General features: G+C 43.4%; 17 protein-coding genes. 10 read left to right on the plus strand and 7 right to left on the minus strand.

Annotation, left to right across the window (positions count from 1 at the left end; all coding sequences use genetic code 11):
* Positions 1–5: 5 nt before the first annotated feature.
* The 3 genes from MKY73_RS06265 to MKY73_RS06275 form a co-directional block, all read right to left on the minus strand.
* Positions 6–878, minus strand: coding sequence for an ABC transporter permease (locus MKY73_RS06265; protein WP_339306286.1), 873 nt, complete (start codon positions 876–878; stop codon positions 6–8).
* Positions 878–1,654, minus strand: coding sequence for an ABC transporter ATP-binding protein (locus MKY73_RS06270; RefSeq protein WP_145323717.1), 777 nt, complete (start codon positions 1,652–1,654; stop codon positions 878–880). The genes MKY73_RS06265 and MKY73_RS06270 overlap by 1 nt, the downstream gene beginning before the upstream one ends.
* Positions 1,655–1,885: 231 nt before the next feature.
* A complete protein-coding gene (locus MKY73_RS06275; protein WP_339306288.1) occupies positions 1,886–3,565 on the minus strand; it encodes a PucR family transcriptional regulator ligand-binding domain-containing protein in 1,680 nt (559 codons plus the stop codon).
* 319 nt (positions 3,566–3,884) lie between these two features.
* Here MKY73_RS06275 and MKY73_RS06280 point away from each other — a divergent pair, with 319 nt between their 5' ends.
* The 5 genes from MKY73_RS06280 to arr all read left to right on the plus strand — a co-directional run bounded on the left by MKY73_RS06280 (position 3,885) and on the right by arr (position 6,733).
* Positions 3,885–4,529, plus strand: a complete 645-nt coding sequence (locus MKY73_RS06280; RefSeq protein WP_339306289.1) for a hypothetical protein — start codon at positions 3,885–3,887, stop codon at positions 4,527–4,529.
* Between the two features lie 197 nt (positions 4,530–4,726).
* Entirely contained in the window at positions 4,727–5,443 is a 717-nt protein-coding gene (locus MKY73_RS06285) for a class I SAM-dependent methyltransferase (RefSeq protein WP_339306290.1), read from the plus strand.
* A gap of 185 nt (positions 5,444–5,628) precedes the next feature.
* Positions 5,629–5,835 (plus strand): helix-turn-helix transcriptional regulator, encoded by a 207-nt coding sequence (locus MKY73_RS06290; protein WP_339236614.1) that lies wholly within the window; start codon positions 5,629–5,631, stop codon positions 5,833–5,835.
* Positions 5,836–6,276 carry a hypothetical protein gene (locus MKY73_RS06295; protein WP_339306292.1) on the plus strand — a complete coding sequence of 147 codons (441 nt, stop codon included), beginning with the start codon at positions 5,836–5,838 and terminating at the stop codon, positions 6,274–6,276.
* A gap of 55 nt (positions 6,277–6,331) precedes the next feature.
* Positions 6,332–6,733 (plus strand): NAD(+)--rifampin ADP-ribosyltransferase, encoded by a 402-nt coding sequence (arr, locus tag MKY73_RS06300; RefSeq protein ID WP_339236610.1) that lies wholly within the window; start codon positions 6,332–6,334, stop codon positions 6,731–6,733.
* 102 nt (positions 6,734–6,835) lie between these two features.
* On the opposite strand, the gene MKY73_RS06305 is transcribed toward arr, so the two are convergent.
* Complete coding sequence (locus MKY73_RS06305; protein WP_339306294.1) at positions 6,836–7,321, minus strand: DUF5643 domain-containing protein; 486 nt, start codon at positions 7,319–7,321, stop codon at positions 6,836–6,838.
* 568 nt (positions 7,322–7,889) lie between these two features.
* Here MKY73_RS06305 and MKY73_RS06310 point away from each other — a divergent pair.
* Together MKY73_RS06310 and MKY73_RS06315 are read left to right on the plus strand one after the other, a co-directional pair.
* Entirely contained in the window at positions 7,890–8,360 is a 471-nt protein-coding gene (locus MKY73_RS06310; RefSeq protein WP_339306296.1) for an NUDIX domain-containing protein, read from the plus strand.
* Positions 8,361–8,472: 112 nt separating this feature from the next.
* The gene (locus MKY73_RS06315; RefSeq protein WP_339306298.1) at positions 8,473–8,898 is read left to right on the plus strand and encodes a hypothetical protein; all 426 of its coding nucleotides are present in this window, start codon (positions 8,473–8,475) and stop codon (positions 8,896–8,898) included.
* 387 nt (positions 8,899–9,285) lie between these two features.
* On the opposite strand, the gene MKY73_RS06320 is transcribed toward MKY73_RS06315, so the two are convergent.
* Positions 9,286–9,534: a hypothetical protein gene (locus MKY73_RS06320; RefSeq protein WP_339306300.1), complete on the minus strand. Its 249-nt coding sequence runs from the start codon at positions 9,532–9,534 to the stop codon at positions 9,286–9,288.
* 154 nt (positions 9,535–9,688) lie between these two features.
* Between MKY73_RS06320 and MKY73_RS06325 the strand changes: the two genes are divergently transcribed.
* Together MKY73_RS06325 and MKY73_RS06330 are read left to right on the plus strand one after the other, a co-directional pair.
* Positions 9,689–11,044: a hypothetical protein gene (locus MKY73_RS06325; RefSeq protein WP_339306302.1), complete on the plus strand. Its 1,356-nt coding sequence runs from the start codon at positions 9,689–9,691 to the stop codon at positions 11,042–11,044.
* A 15-nt stretch (positions 11,045–11,059) separates the two neighbouring features.
* Positions 11,060–11,365 carry a WXG100 family type VII secretion target gene (locus MKY73_RS06330; protein ID WP_339306303.1) on the plus strand — a complete coding sequence of 102 codons (306 nt, stop codon included), beginning with the start codon at positions 11,060–11,062 and terminating at the stop codon, positions 11,363–11,365.
* Between the two features lie 93 nt (positions 11,366–11,458).
* Here MKY73_RS06330 and MKY73_RS06335 read toward each other — a convergent pair whose 3' ends face one another.
* A complete protein-coding gene (locus MKY73_RS06335; RefSeq protein WP_339306304.1) occupies positions 11,459–11,884 on the minus strand; it encodes a hypothetical protein in 426 nt (141 codons plus the stop codon).
* A gap of 374 nt (positions 11,885–12,258) precedes the next feature.
* Positions 12,259–12,621, minus strand: coding sequence for an iron-sulfur cluster biosynthesis family protein (locus MKY73_RS06340; protein WP_339306306.1), 363 nt, complete (start codon positions 12,619–12,621; stop codon positions 12,259–12,261).
* Between the two features lie 106 nt (positions 12,622–12,727).
* Between MKY73_RS06340 and MKY73_RS06345 the strand changes: the two genes are divergently transcribed.
* Entirely contained in the window at positions 12,728–13,675 is a 948-nt protein-coding gene (locus MKY73_RS06345; RefSeq protein ID WP_339306308.1) for a metallophosphoesterase, read from the plus strand.
* Positions 13,676–13,686 lie beyond the last annotated feature (11 nt).

The following is a 13,686-nucleotide window of genomic DNA, read 5'->3' on the forward strand; positions in this document are numbered from 1 at the left end:
TCAGTCTAGACAGATGTGGTTTTGCTGCTGTTCTTGTTGTCATTCCATGGAAGAAGACGGGATTCGATATAACCGACACAGGTGTAGAGGAGCATCGCGACCAGCATAAGCATGAACACGCCAACCCATACGGCCGGAAGGTTGAATAGGTTACCTTCGACGAACACCATATGTCCGAGTCCTTTGTCAGAAGAGATGAATTCTCCACCTACAACAGACACCAGTGCCAAACCGATATTGATCCGGAAGGCCGAGATGATCCATGGCAGAGAGGAAGGAACGATAATTTTGCGGAAAATTTGTGATTTCTTCGCACCGAAGGATTTCATCAGATTAATCTGGGGTTCGTCGATCTGATGCGTCGCTTGGTAGGCGGATAATAGCGCCACGATAAACGTTGCGACAGAGGCAAGGGCAATCTTGGAGAAGATGCCTGAACCGAACCAGATGATAATCATGGGAGCGAGTGCGATCTTCGGAATACCGTTCATGGCTACAATGAATGGATCGAGCACACGGGCAACCGACTTCGAATACCACATGAGCAGCCCTGCCAATGAGCCGATTAAGCTTCCGGCTACGAAGCCGATAACGGTGGCATTCACCGTTGCGAACGCGTCAGTGAGCAGTTGTCCTGAGCTGGCCATGCTGATGGCAGCATCAAGAATGGCGCTTGGTGATCCCATGAGGAATCCGTTAACCAGTTTCAGGCGAACGGCAGATTCCCAGATCACCAGAATGACTGCAACAATGATGAACCGCCACAGCATCGTGACCAGCCATTCTTTGGAGAAGGTGGATTGTCTGCGTTTGGTCTTGTTCTTCGTAACGCCAGCAGGCTTTCCGGCAAGGGTGATTTTAGGTGATGTGCTCTTCATTAGCTGATCCTCCCCATTTGGATATCAAGCTCTGCCCAGATCGATTCAAAATACTGTTTGAACTTCTGGTCGGAGCGGGCTTTCAGTGCTGAACCATATTGCGAGGCGAGGCCGATGTCATACACCTGCTTCACGGTCGTTGGTCGTTTGCTCATGACAGCAATGCGATCGGAGATGGCGATGGCTTCCTCAATGTCATGCGTGATAAGCACGCCTGTTTTGCCCTCGGATTTGAGAATGGATAAGATTTCATCTTCCAGGATGAGTCGGGTCTGATAATCAAGTGCGGAGAAGGGTTCGTCCAGTAATATAATATCGGGCTGGGTAACGAGGGTACGTATGAGGGCTACACGTTGGCGCATACCGCCTGATAGTGTGGAGGGATAGGCTTCTGCGAATGAAGCCAGGCCATAACGATCCAGATAATCCATGGCAATATCACCGCGATCCTTTTTGGACATGCCCTTCACTTCCAAACCTAGCGTGACATTGTCCAAGATGCTTCTCCAAGGCAGCAGTAGATCCTTTTGCATCATATAACCGACATGCCCGGTGGTCTGATCGATCTCTTCGCCACAGACGATAACCTTGCCATTCGTTGGTTTAAGCAGACCCGCGATAATATTGAAGATCGTACTCTTGCCACATCCGCTCGGTCCCACGATACTGAAGAACTCCTGCTTCTTGATTTGCATCGAAACCTCAGCGAGTACTTGAATATCTTCGCCGGTTGCACTGACAAATGATTTGGATACGCCTTGTATCTGTATAGCCATGATAGGTAGCCCCTTTCCTACAGCCTGATGTTTGTTTATTTCTTGATGTGAGATGGTGTTAATTAATATAACATTGATGAATATAATCCTAATGATATAGACTGATTGACGAATTGTCATTAGTTACTCTGAACATAAAAATAGAATTAATTCAGTTAAAATGTACAAATGAGGTTGGATTGGGAAAAGGAAAACAAAAGAACATGTCATTATACATGACACGTTCTCCGGTTAAGACGTATGATCAGCTTCGCCAGGGGCTGGGTTAACATTCAGCAGCGACTCCAGTGCAAAGGCGAGTCGGAAGCGAAGGCTCTCCATCGGGTCTTTAATGTTCCTGCCGGTTAGTTTCTCGCATTTTTCCAACCTATAGATCACTGTATTGCGATGTACAAACAGTTCTTTCGCTGTATCGACGATCTGGCAATGATTCTCATAGAAAGAGGACAAGGTCTTCATAAGTTCGCTGCGCTCGTTTGGATCTCGGCCTTCGAAGGGTTTAAAGGTTTCTTGATGGAACTGCAGCATTTCATCGTGGGGAATCATACGCAGCAGGCGACTTATATCCATCGTCTGATAGGAATGGGCGAAGCGGGTCTTTCGCATCTGATAACCGGATTGAAGCGCCTTGACTGCTTCCTTATAGGAAAGCCCGATATCCAGTACATTCGTGTAGGGATTGCCTATTCCGAAGGATAAGCTGAGCTGTGACTCTGTATACAGATTGCTCGCGATTCGCTCAAGCTGCTGAATAACGGTGTGTTCATCCCAAGACGATTCGTTCAAAAAGACGAGTATACCAAACTGGTCGTTCTTGGTGAACATGACGAAGGAGATATCCAGTCTGGCGAACTCCTGCTTAATCAGCTCGTAATTAGCGTCTCGTTCCGAGATGAAACGCTCTTCTCCTGAGGGAGTGAGAATGCGATTAGGTTTGTTCGGTAAAGGTTCATCCATCTTGGCGATGATGAGAACGGAACTTCCTTTTGCCTGCAGCCCGTATTTCTTGCCGCGATGCAGCGCTTCTTGTTCCGAACGAATGAAGCCTTGAATGAGATCGGAGAAATATTCATTTTTGTAACGGCGGGAGCGTTCCTTGACGGCTTGTTTCTTGGTTAACTCCAGACCGATTACATTGACGGCTTGCTCCAGTGCCAGCGTGGAGAGTTTAGAACTTGCGGAACTATCGTATCGTGCGATCAAATAGCCCTCATGCCGATCCGTGAAGATGGGATGAAGCTCGGCGTGTCGATATGTATCAGCAGTAAGCAGGCAGATCGAGATTGCGGTATGGAAGGAAGGGTGCTCATCTATAAATGTCAGTAAGGGCCCTGCGAGAGACTGGTCATCCATCTGTTGTGCATAATGAGAGCTTGCCGTAATCTGTTTCTTCGAACCAAGCAGAAGAACAGGTGAAGAGAGTAACTGAGACAACGTATCTACGATGTTGGGTATACCTTTTCCCTGCATAATCATCGTGGAAAATTGTTTGTGAATAGATAAGGCGTAGTGAAGCTCATGGGTTTTGTTCTGAAGGATGGCGCTGATCGATTGTTGAAATATTTCACCGAGTGTATTGTCGATCTCCGACAGCTCGATGATCGGGAAGGCCAGCCTGTCGGCTGTCTCAAGCAGTTGCGGAGATAATTCAAGAGAGAAGCGCTGTGTCTTGACCGCAAGCGCTGCACAACCGATCGCATGCATGTCGGTAATGAATGCAAGATGAGCATCCGGACGATCTTTCAAGATATAACCGTTGGTCAGCAGCATATCTCCCGGCTTCAGGAATTGGACAATATCTGGGGCATCCATAATATTAATCGATTGCACCAAGCGATCAAGGCCACGATGCCCGGCAATAACCTTTGCTTTGGAGAGAATGGGGATAGTCAATAACTGTTGCAGATCCATCTTCAACCCACTCGCTTTCATTATTATATGTTATAAAATCTAACATTAAGTGAGGTGGGCGTAAAGAAGAGTTTGGATAAAGAGGCTAATATAGATCGAGTTTTTAAGCAAATTGTACAAACTGCTACGGTGGACGTGTGACTTTAGTGTGGAATATGACTCTTATAAATGAGCAAGATTCACAACTGGTTAACTTTATGAGAAAATGGAAATTAAAAGGCGGTGTAAAAATGCCAGCTACTTGGACATTTAGTGCATTTAGGACAAGAGGCATTCTCTTTTATAAGAAAATAATCTTATACTAGGAGCTGTTCATACTATGAAAATTTCAGACCGATTATTAAGACAATATTTAGATCACGTTTATTGGATATGTGGAGGCCCTTGCGGCGGAAAAAGCACGATGACTAATTTACTTTCTTCAAAATGGGATATGAATTATTATTCCTCAGATGATCACACGTTCGATTATCAAAAAAAGGCTAATCCACAGGATCATCCAGCAATTTTGCGACACTTCATTGATTGGGAATGGTTCTTTTTAGGGCGTGGGAACGATAGAAGTCATTGGTTAAATTCCGTGTTTGACGAGAGTGTGGAATTTATCATCTTGGATTTGTTACAGATGGGGAAAGAGAAGCCAATCGTAGTAGATACTTTTATGGAACCTGCTTATCTAAGGGAGATTGCTGACCCCAACCGAGTTATTTATATGTTTGCAGAAGATGACCTCATTCGTGCGGATTATTTAGATCGAGATCATCTGAGAGGCATGGAAGATTTGTTTCCTAGTTTATCAGATCCACAACGTGCACGGGACGAAACATTAAACACAGTGGTTAGAGCATCGAATCATTACCTGCAACAAGCAGAGCAATATCAATTAAAATGGTTTATGAGAACATCTCAGTCCAATAAAGAGCAGATGTTATTAGAAGTTGAAAAGCATTTCGGTTTCAAATGATACTGAATTGTTAATGATATCAGTCCCAGTCGTCATTTGTTACTCTAAGGGAATACGATAGCTCAATAAACCACAGAAAGTAGCCGATTAACCTAATCGGCTACTTTTGTTCAGGTGACGGGCAATACACTAATTGACTAAACCCTTTCTTATCTGATGAACTAATAAAAATGCTACAGAAAGTGGGAACAACATCTATGATTCCATTAGTATATGACCAGATTAACCATTGGGGAAAAGACGATGAGTTTTTCCTTGCCTTACTAAATAAATTAAAAGTAGAGTCTATCGTTGACTTAGGCTGCGGAACAGGAAGATGGACGACTCATCTTGTTCAGTACGGTTATAAAATTACAGCTATTGATCCCCATGAAGAAGCAATTGAAGTAGCGAGAATTAAAGATAATGCAGGCAAAGTGAATTGGATTGTAGGAGATAGCTCAAATTTACAAACCAATACCAATGACGCGGTTATTATGACTGCCAATGTGGCACAGGTGTTTCTTACTGATGATAGTTGGAAGAAAGTAATCTCAGACGTATTTCGATCCCTAAACGTTGGCGGCAACTTTATTTTTGATATTAGAAACCCTCTGGTTAAAGTGTGGGAAGAGTGGGAGAAGGACGGGACGCCGGACTTAGCTAAAGATATGCGAAGTGGAGACCCTCTTGAAATCTCTACAGAATATGAAGGGTTTGAGGGAGATATCTATACTTTTTATGAAACTGTGAAAAATACAAAAACAGACGAAGTCCTAGTTCATGAAAAAATGCAGATCAGATTTCGAAATCAAGAAGAATTGGATGAGTCGCTGAAACAAACAGGGTTTTCGAAAATTGAAACATATGGCGATTGGGAATTTAAACACGCAAATTCTAAAAGTCGATCCTTTATTTTTCACTGTGTAAAATAGAGACATTAGAATGCAACATATTAGCACTCCTTAAATGTCAGAAAGCAGCTGATCCATGTGATCAGCTGTTTATTTTTTCAAATAAAGGGCGGGTTAATTCATATAGAATGCAAAGTTAACTTGACACAAAATGCAAAGTCAACTATGCTAAAAATGCAAAGTAAACATTGCAAGGACGTGATTACTTGAAGACAAGAATTGCAGAACTGCGTAAGCAGCATAAACTGTCACAGGAAGAGTTGGGACAAATTGTAGGTGTTACCCGGCAAACCATCACTTCTCTAGAAAGGGGAAAGTATACGGCTTCCCTTATTCTTGCTTACAAAATTTCTAATTTTTTTGGACTCGCTATTGAAGAAGTTTTTGATTTCAGCGAAGTGGAGGAGATATAAGTGGACAAGTTCAAGATTAAAGTAGAAACTCGCAAAAACGCACTGTCACTGGTAGCCGCTGCTACGATATTGATCTATGTAGGACTTATATTTTACAGAGGTGGACTGCCCGCTCTGCCTAGTTTTATAAAGGGATTTCATACAGGAGCTTTTATCGGGGTTGAAGTGGCCGTCACTTATTTTCTCGTCAGGTATATAAAAGCCAGCAAAAATGAAGCCGAGCTGAAGAAGCAGTTTATTGAGGAGAATGACGAGCGGAGTGTTACAATACTCCAGAATGCAGGCACACTTAGCGTAGCAATTATTCTTATTAGTCTGGGCATAGCCTCCATGATTGCTGGTTTCTTTAATCCCATGATATTTTACACTTTACTAACTTGTTTATTATTTGTTTTAATCGTATTTTTGGCACTATGGATGTATTACGCGAGGAAAATCTAAGAGGCAGGTTCATGATAAAATAGAGTATCTTACTAGCTTTGGGGGTGGTGGCGAGATGGCTGAAATTCTTGACAAAGGTCCTTTTTATCATGGGACACGAGCAGATTTGCAGATCGGGGACTTGCTCACAGCTGGCTTTCGCTCGAATTACAATCCGGATGTTGTGATGAATCACATTTATTTTACAGCTTTGCGTGATGGGGCTGGGTTAGCTGCGGAGTTGGCAAAAGGCGGTGGTGAACCGCGCGTGTATCTTGTTGAACCAACAGGGGAATGGGAGAATGACCCAAATGTGACGGATAAGAAATTCCCAGGCAATCCGACGCGATCATATCGCAGCAAAGCCCCACTAAAAGTTGTTGGCGAAGTGAAAGATTGGGTGCGACAAACGCCTGAACAACTCGCAGTTTGGCATAAACGCTTGGCGAAAATAGATAAAGGTGAGATTCTAAATTAGTCTAACTATTAACACAAAAAAAGTAGCTGATCCATGTGATCGGCTGCTTTTTTTTGAAATAACGGACAGCATAGTATAAAAGTAATTAAACAAGGATTAAATTCAAAGATTCGCTAATGGGCGAGAACCGATGGGCTTCAGTTGAACGCCATGTTCATCCACAATATCATATTGAAGAGCGATGATTCCCCCGTTAGCACCCTTGTATTCCGAAGGGATAGTAGCGAGCATCTTTTCTATGCTCTGGCCCGGATTGGTTTTGTACTCAACGAATAACTGCGTTGTGATAGGGGTAATTTCCAGCTTACTGATCTGCAAGTTAATGTTATCATGATGCTTGGTCTCCTTTGAAGTGAGAACGGTAACGGGCGTAGTTTTTGTAACAGGCAGAACGAATTGGAACGGGACATCGTAACCCTTTAACTTTACATTTACACTCAAGTCAAACTGATCAGGGAACTGGACATTCTGGTCTGTGACAGTAGTGTTGGTAACCTGAACGATTAAGCTGGAAGCATCCTTACCATCCATAAAATCGGAATTCCAGCTCAGAGGCTGGCCTTCATAGAGAACCTCTAACGTATCCACTGCCCCTCTATTGGCATCAGAAAACAGCGAATTGGGCTCCGAATCCAGGTGATTTCCAGGAGTGGTTACGTTTAAAAGAATGCGGGTTCCGTCAAATGCACGAATGCTTCAGGATCCCCAGCTTTGGTTTTGACGACAATAGAATCTGTATGCAAGGGTTCACCTGCTTTCTTACTAAAAGTATTAGAATGTTCGTAACGTTACTTATATATTAGATCGAGTAGGTAGATGAAAGGTCACATGAAAAAAAAGTATTCTAGTAATTCATCCCCTTTATGAGACAAGTACCTGTAACTTTGAACCGGGATGTTGTTAAGCCTAGGTTTATCGAAAGTTGCTGTTTATGGATTTTCGCTAAACGATGTGATTATCCAAGATTTACGATATAGGTAAATGAGCAAAATTATATACTTGACTCTAAAGTGTAATAGTGGGTATTATTCCCATATATCGATGATTAAGAGAATGGTCTAATGCTATTCGCGCTTCCCATCCTGTGTTATGAACGCGCAGGACTTAGGTCTAGCGCGTTTTTTTATTTTTGTTCACAAAAAATGGAGGAATGTAAATGGCAATCATGACAGATTCAAGAGGTAACATTTTTTTGGAATTTATTCGTATCGAGTACGATAAGGTCATTACAAGTAAACTGAATGCTCCACTAACACATGCTCTAATTGTGGTAAAGTGCCAAGGAAAGTATCTATTCATGCATAATAAGTGGAGAAAAAACTGGGAACTTCCAGGTGGTATTATTGAAGTTGGAGAGAATGCGGAGCAGTGTGTAACAAGAGAATTGTTTGAGGAAACCAATCAGAATCTGGATACGGCTGAATTCAAAGGGCTAATGAAGTTTAGACTCCAACCAAGTTTTCATGGACCTGAACGGACAGAGTACGGAGCTCTGTTCATGGGTGAATTGTGCCAACTTGATGATTTTGTTGAAAACAATGAAGCTTCTTCAATTATCCTTTGGGATGGTACATCGGACATTGGTGAGATCGCAGAAATAGATAGGAAATTAATTGAATTCGTGTGACACATGATTGAACTAAAAACGATAGTTCGGAGAAATCAATGAACGGATTGAGCAACCCTTTCATTACATCACTCGTTAGAGTGAGAGAGAGAGGTGATACGAAGTTAATAAAATGAGTAGTAGCGTCTTAATGTTGGCGTTAATGGTATCCATAATATTTACGGGGTGTTCATCAAAAGAAAAAAATGAAGATATAGTTACTAAACGTGTAGAAGCATCGGATTTTGTTCTTGAAGTCACAACATCACCTGTCTCAAGTAAGGGTGAGACAATGAAAGTAAAAGGGACTTTAAAATATATAGGTATTACACCCGTTGAAGTTACCCATGGAAAACCAATCATTCGTTTTTTCTTCTCCGGTAGTGACGAGGAACGTAATTATACGGATGTGGGGTATGTAACTGAGTTTAAGTCAGGTCAAGTGGTTGAGGTTGAAGATGAGTTCATAGTAACCAAGAAAGGGAAACAAAATCTCTATGTGGAAATGACCGGGGATATCGCATTAGCCATGGATCCGATTGAGATTATTGTGAAGTAATCTGCTTGAGATTGATTACGAATGTGTATTGAAGACTAGTAACTAATAGGTTAGTGGATCATAAATTCGGTTACAACAATTGGAGTTACATTAACTGGTATATTCATGAAAATTAAACTTTCTCTCTTCTGGTAACAACAGCCTATACTATTCAATGAATCACTGTTCACTTGGGGGAAAGAGTGTGACTATATTCCTGTTTTTGAGTGTTTAACTACCTGGACAGGAATAGATGTCCTATAATGAATTTTATTTCCTTGGAAAAAAGAAGGAAGTCCCTTGACGTGCAGATCCTGATTACTGGAAATAATGTATGATATCATGATGATGTCTCGTAAAATTGATGTCTAATATAAGAAAAGAGCCTCAGAATGAGGCTCAGAAACATTATTGAGTAAGTTCTTCGGGAACGGCTGCAGTGACGACTTCAAGTGTCTCATAGTTAATAAGCAGAAAAACTTCTGTACCCTTATCTTCTGTTAAATGTCCATAGAGCCCCACGTCTGTCCCAAGGTCGGGAGGATTGAACTTGTGGCGCGTAAATTCAACCTTGAGATCATATTTTTCTTTAAAGTATGTTTTTCCTGCTTCCATAGCCTTGTTAACGATTTGAGCATCTTCACGAGCATCAGACATAAAGCTACAACCTCCCATAATTAGGACAAAACAAACAAAAATAAATATAATTAGTGACTTACTTTTTAATATAGTGTCCACTCCTTGCATCTATCATGATATGGGTATATTACTATATTTTAAGTTTAAGAGTAAATATAGGAGGTTTATTTTTTTGAAAACTTACATTTCAGATGAGACATACATGAAATTTTCTAAGCTTGCATATCAAGACGTTTCCGAGGGATTTGTCCTCCCAGAATTGGAACCTTGGAAAGTTGTCGAGCCTGAGGGTGCTGAGTTACATAATAAAGTTTCAGGTTTCGACGCCTTAGTGCTTCAAAACGAACAAACCGACCAGATCGTTATTGGTTACCGCGGAACTGAACCGGGTGGAAACTGGTTTGATATGGGAGCCGATTACGAGACCGATGTGTTCGACGTTCTTGGCGGCCGAACACGCCGGCTGGAGGATGCCGTCACGGACCCGGACCATCACAACATATTTAAAAAAAGCTTTGTCGAAGCGATCAAGGACGATATTGAATGGGAGAACAACCAGTTTCGCCAAGCGGAAGTACTCTACGAGAAAGTGAGCCAGACGTATCCTGATGCGAGTATTTCGTTGACAGGACATTCGCTCGGTGGCGGATTGGCGCAATACGTGGCGGCACGTCAGGATCTGTCGGCCATGACTTACAGCGCACCGAGCGTGACCAACCTGCTGGATGATGTGAGTTTAGCCAAAGTAAATGAGGGGTATTACGACGGTAAAGTCGTAAATGTCGTCGATCCCAACGATTCTGTCGGTGCGGGCGGAATTGTCGAGTATGACAGGCACGTTGGGAGCACCTTTTACAGAGGTCAGGATTTCGATTCGGCGAATGCCATGTATCAGAATTGGATGCTTCAATATCAACTTAAGGTTCCAATTCGCTCTTTGGGAGCAAACTCGCCGCTTGTATTATATGATTTACCGATTAATATCGATCTGGATAAGTTTCAAGTAGGCAATGTCTATCGTCTTTTCGATTCCTTCTCCAAAGATGAGGGCAAAGGATACCATTCGATGAATCAATATCAGTTCGACAAAAATGGAAATCTTGTCGGACCACTTATTAATCGGGCAACAGGAGAAGAGATCGGCATATCACCACGCTGGACGGCTCATCAAGAAGCACTTGCATCCGTGTCGAGCATTGTAAGAGGTGCTATAGCACCATTGGTCGCAGTTGCGGCCAACGCACAAGCAGGTGGAGGAAAGATTCAATTAACACCGGAGGAGTTGGCACAAGCAGCAAGGGAGATGCGGATTAGCTTGAGTGGATTTTCTAGCGATGCGCAGGCTTCCATCCAGATGTTCCAAACACATATCTCCACCAGTGAGAGTCAATCGTTCACGCCGATTGCATATAACGCGACCGCAACGCTTCAGCGGATCAACCGCTGGTATCAAGAATCGATTAGTGAGATCGCGGAATACATAGAACGCAAACGTGAGGATTTCTTGCTGGCAGACGAGTTCAAATAATAGGAGGAAGGCAACATGGGGAGAATCTCCGTATCCTTGTCGGATCTGCAAAGAGCAGTTGCACAATGTGAGCAGTTGCAGGAACGCTTGAGGCAACAGGATCAGAAAATGCGTTCCATTCATGGTCGCTTGCAGCAACATTGGGTCGGTAATGCTGCCACCACATTGGGGTATAAGATGCAATCGTTTCTTGATGGTGCATCCGCACGTCTGGTGGAATTGGAGACTCACAAAGAGGAGTTAAAGCGATATATCCGTAAGATGGAAGAGGCTGATCGCGAAGAACGCAGGGATCATAGAAGCCACAGCATGACAGAATAAAGGATCGAAGATTCAGAAAAATAGCATTATTTCAAATTAAAGTGTACATACTGTCCGATACCGGTCGTATCAATCAAAAATAGAGCCTGACGTTTAAGTCAGGCTCTTCTTGGCGATATATGGTGTCTCTGTGTCAATTGAATCCTGACGCTTTAAAAATATCTTACTTGGTCGATGTACGAGCACAACTAACAACGCGAATAGTTGAACAAGTCCAGTTAATAGTCCTTCATTTAGTAGACCGATAAATAAAGCAATACTCAGGAACGTAACAGTCGATCTGAACTTTCGTTTGGTGATGCAGATGATAGCAAGTAAACTCGGGCTGATTAAAAAAATGATTCTCCCAGTAATTTCATTAGAGAAATTAATCAGATCATTGCCGTTCACTTGATAACCGGCAAAGGCTTCAGGATTTTGACTGAAAATATAGAGAAATACACTAAAAGCTACAATAAGGTATATAACTTTAATACTCAACAAGATTCGGACTACGTTCAGGATTGTGGGTAACTTCATAAGTTTCAATTTTCCTCCTCGACACTTCTAAACGAAAAAAATGTTCCAACCGTGTTTTTGATATAACTAGATTTATATCTTTAATTAGGTATTCCATTTTGTGTATCTCCTAAATTCATATATGGTTATCTAAGTATACGGTTTGTTTGTAATTATTTGTATTAAACTAAAGTCCATATTAATTAATCAGATTTTCACCTCTTTTGTCCTGAAAAATGGTCGGAATTAGATTGGCAGAGGTACAGAGGCACTGCACAAATATGAAATATTTACAAGAATAATGGCCTAATGAACTCATTGAGATTGATAAAAAAACTCCCGTCCCACGGAGCATATGGGATTGGGAGGTTTTGATTATAGCGCTGATTCAACGTTTATCGTATAAACCATCCGGTGGGTTGAAGGGTTACGTCTGCGGTATCTCGTAAATCATGGACTTTGACGTTGCTGCCGTAGATCATGGAATCGCTACTAAGTCGGAACGAAGGGAAACTGTGCTCGGATTGTAGACGCAGACAGGGTTCGAAGTAAATCTGCTGCTGTTTGTTGATGACAAATGGAAGCGAACCCGCTTCTATGGTAACATCATCGCTATCAGGTTCGTTTAAGATCAGAAGTACCGCAATTCCGTCACAACCGCATCCATCGGTATCATAAAACAATTTGAAATAGCCTGGTCGATCTCCCAGCTTTTCAGTAAGTCTTGCTTCTGCCAGCGGACTGACTTGAATGATCATGACGTCGTTCACACTCCTCTAATCTCCATTGAATTCGCTTACATTTTAATATATGGACCATGAATGCAGATTAGAAGGTAAAATAAAGGAAAAGGAGGCATGTCCCATGAGAATCGTAACGTTGGACGATCAGCCGATTGAACACTTCACCTATCTGAATACCATCTCCGGAGGAGAGGTGATCGAAGCCCAACTGCCCATGTATCATGGCACAGTCTCGGGGCTGCCCGATGGAGTGGATGCACTCATTGTGACCTCGGATCTGCAAGGAGTTGTGCCTGCTACGGAGCGGAGGAAGGATGCCACATTTGGCGAAGCGACGGCTTCTAATGAAGAGACGTACAACAGCGTTGGAACGAATGCCGAAGTGGATAGCAACCCTATGCAAAGTACCTCTGAGGATCAACTTCTTGGCGAAGTCCTGCCTGCATACGTCCGGTTATTACTGGAAGTGGAATGGCCTGAGCTTGATCCGGAACGTATAGGCGTGTTGATGTGTGGAGACCTGTATGCCCGGCGCGGGAAAAGGGGAGCCAGCGGCAATCCGGTACCCGTCTGGCTCGCCTTCAGGGCAGCCTTCGGCTGGGTTGCCGGCGTGCACGGCAACCACGATCTCACCGATGAGGCAGATGCTCATCGGTTGCACAGCGTCAAGGGCATCCATGCCATGGATGGCCCAGACGCAATGATCAACGCTGGCCCCCCAACGGGTGGCCCTGCGCCAAGTGCCGCCCAACCCAGCCAGCTGCGCATCGCGGGCCTGGGAGGCATCATCGGCAGGCCGGACAAGCCGGGCCGGCTGCCGGCAGAGCAGTACCTGCAATCCGTACGCAAGCTGCTGAAGCAGCAGCCGGATTGCCTGCTTTTGCATCAAAGCCCGGGCATTCCCGAGCTTGGGCTTAGGGGTGAACCGCTCATCCGGCAAGCCCTGGAGGCCGGGCCGGAGACGGTGGTGTTCAGCGGACATACCCATTGGGGTACGTCGCTGGTTGAGCTGAGCAATGGCACACAGATTGTGAATGCCGACAGCAAGCTGTTTATTTGGACACGTTAAGTGACGGTTGA

Source organism: Paenibacillus sp. FSL R5-0519 (genome assembly GCF_037974275.1).
In the GTDB taxonomy this organism is placed as follows: Bacteria; Bacillota; Bacilli; order Paenibacillales; family Paenibacillaceae; genus Paenibacillus.

Coding starts and splice junctions, on each gene's coding strand:
- MKY73_RS06275 (WP_339306288.1), bottom strand. CDS start 3,565: ATGGATCTGCAACAGTTATTGACTATCCCCATTCTCTCCAAAGCAAAG.
- MKY73_RS06315 (WP_339306298.1), top strand. CDS start 8,473: ATGAGTAGTAGCGTCTTAATGTTGGCGTTAATGGTATCCATAATATTT.
- MKY73_RS06265 (WP_339306286.1), bottom strand. CDS start 878: ATGAAGAGCACATCACCTAAAATCACCCTTGCCGGAAAGCCTGCTGGC.
- MKY73_RS06310 (WP_339306296.1), top strand. CDS start 7,890: ATGGCAATCATGACAGATTCAAGAGGTAACATTTTTTTGGAATTTATT.
- MKY73_RS06285 (WP_339306290.1), top strand. CDS start 4,727: ATGATTCCATTAGTATATGACCAGATTAACCATTGGGGAAAAGACGAT.
- MKY73_RS06280 (WP_339306289.1), top strand. CDS start 3,885: ATGAAAATTTCAGACCGATTATTAAGACAATATTTAGATCACGTTTAT.
- MKY73_RS06335 (WP_339306304.1), bottom strand. CDS start 11,884: ATGAAGTTACCCACAATCCTGAACGTAGTCCGAATCTTGTTGAGTATT.
- MKY73_RS06345 (WP_339306308.1), top strand. CDS start 12,728: ATGAGAATCGTAACGTTGGACGATCAGCCGATTGAACACTTCACCTAT.
- MKY73_RS06340 (WP_339306306.1), bottom strand. CDS start 12,621: ATGATCATTCAAGTCAGTCCGCTGGCAGAAGCAAGACTTACTGAAAAG.
- MKY73_RS06320 (WP_339306300.1), bottom strand. CDS start 9,534: ATGTCTGATGCTCGTGAAGATGCTCAAATCGTTAACAAGGCTATGGAA.
- MKY73_RS06330 (WP_339306303.1), top strand. CDS start 11,060: ATGGGGAGAATCTCCGTATCCTTGTCGGATCTGCAAAGAGCAGTTGCA.
- arr (WP_339236610.1), top strand. CDS start 6,332: ATGGCTGAAATTCTTGACAAAGGTCCTTTTTATCATGGGACACGAGCA.
- MKY73_RS06270 (WP_145323717.1), bottom strand. CDS start 1,654: ATGGCTATACAGATACAAGGCGTATCCAAATCATTTGTCAGTGCAACC.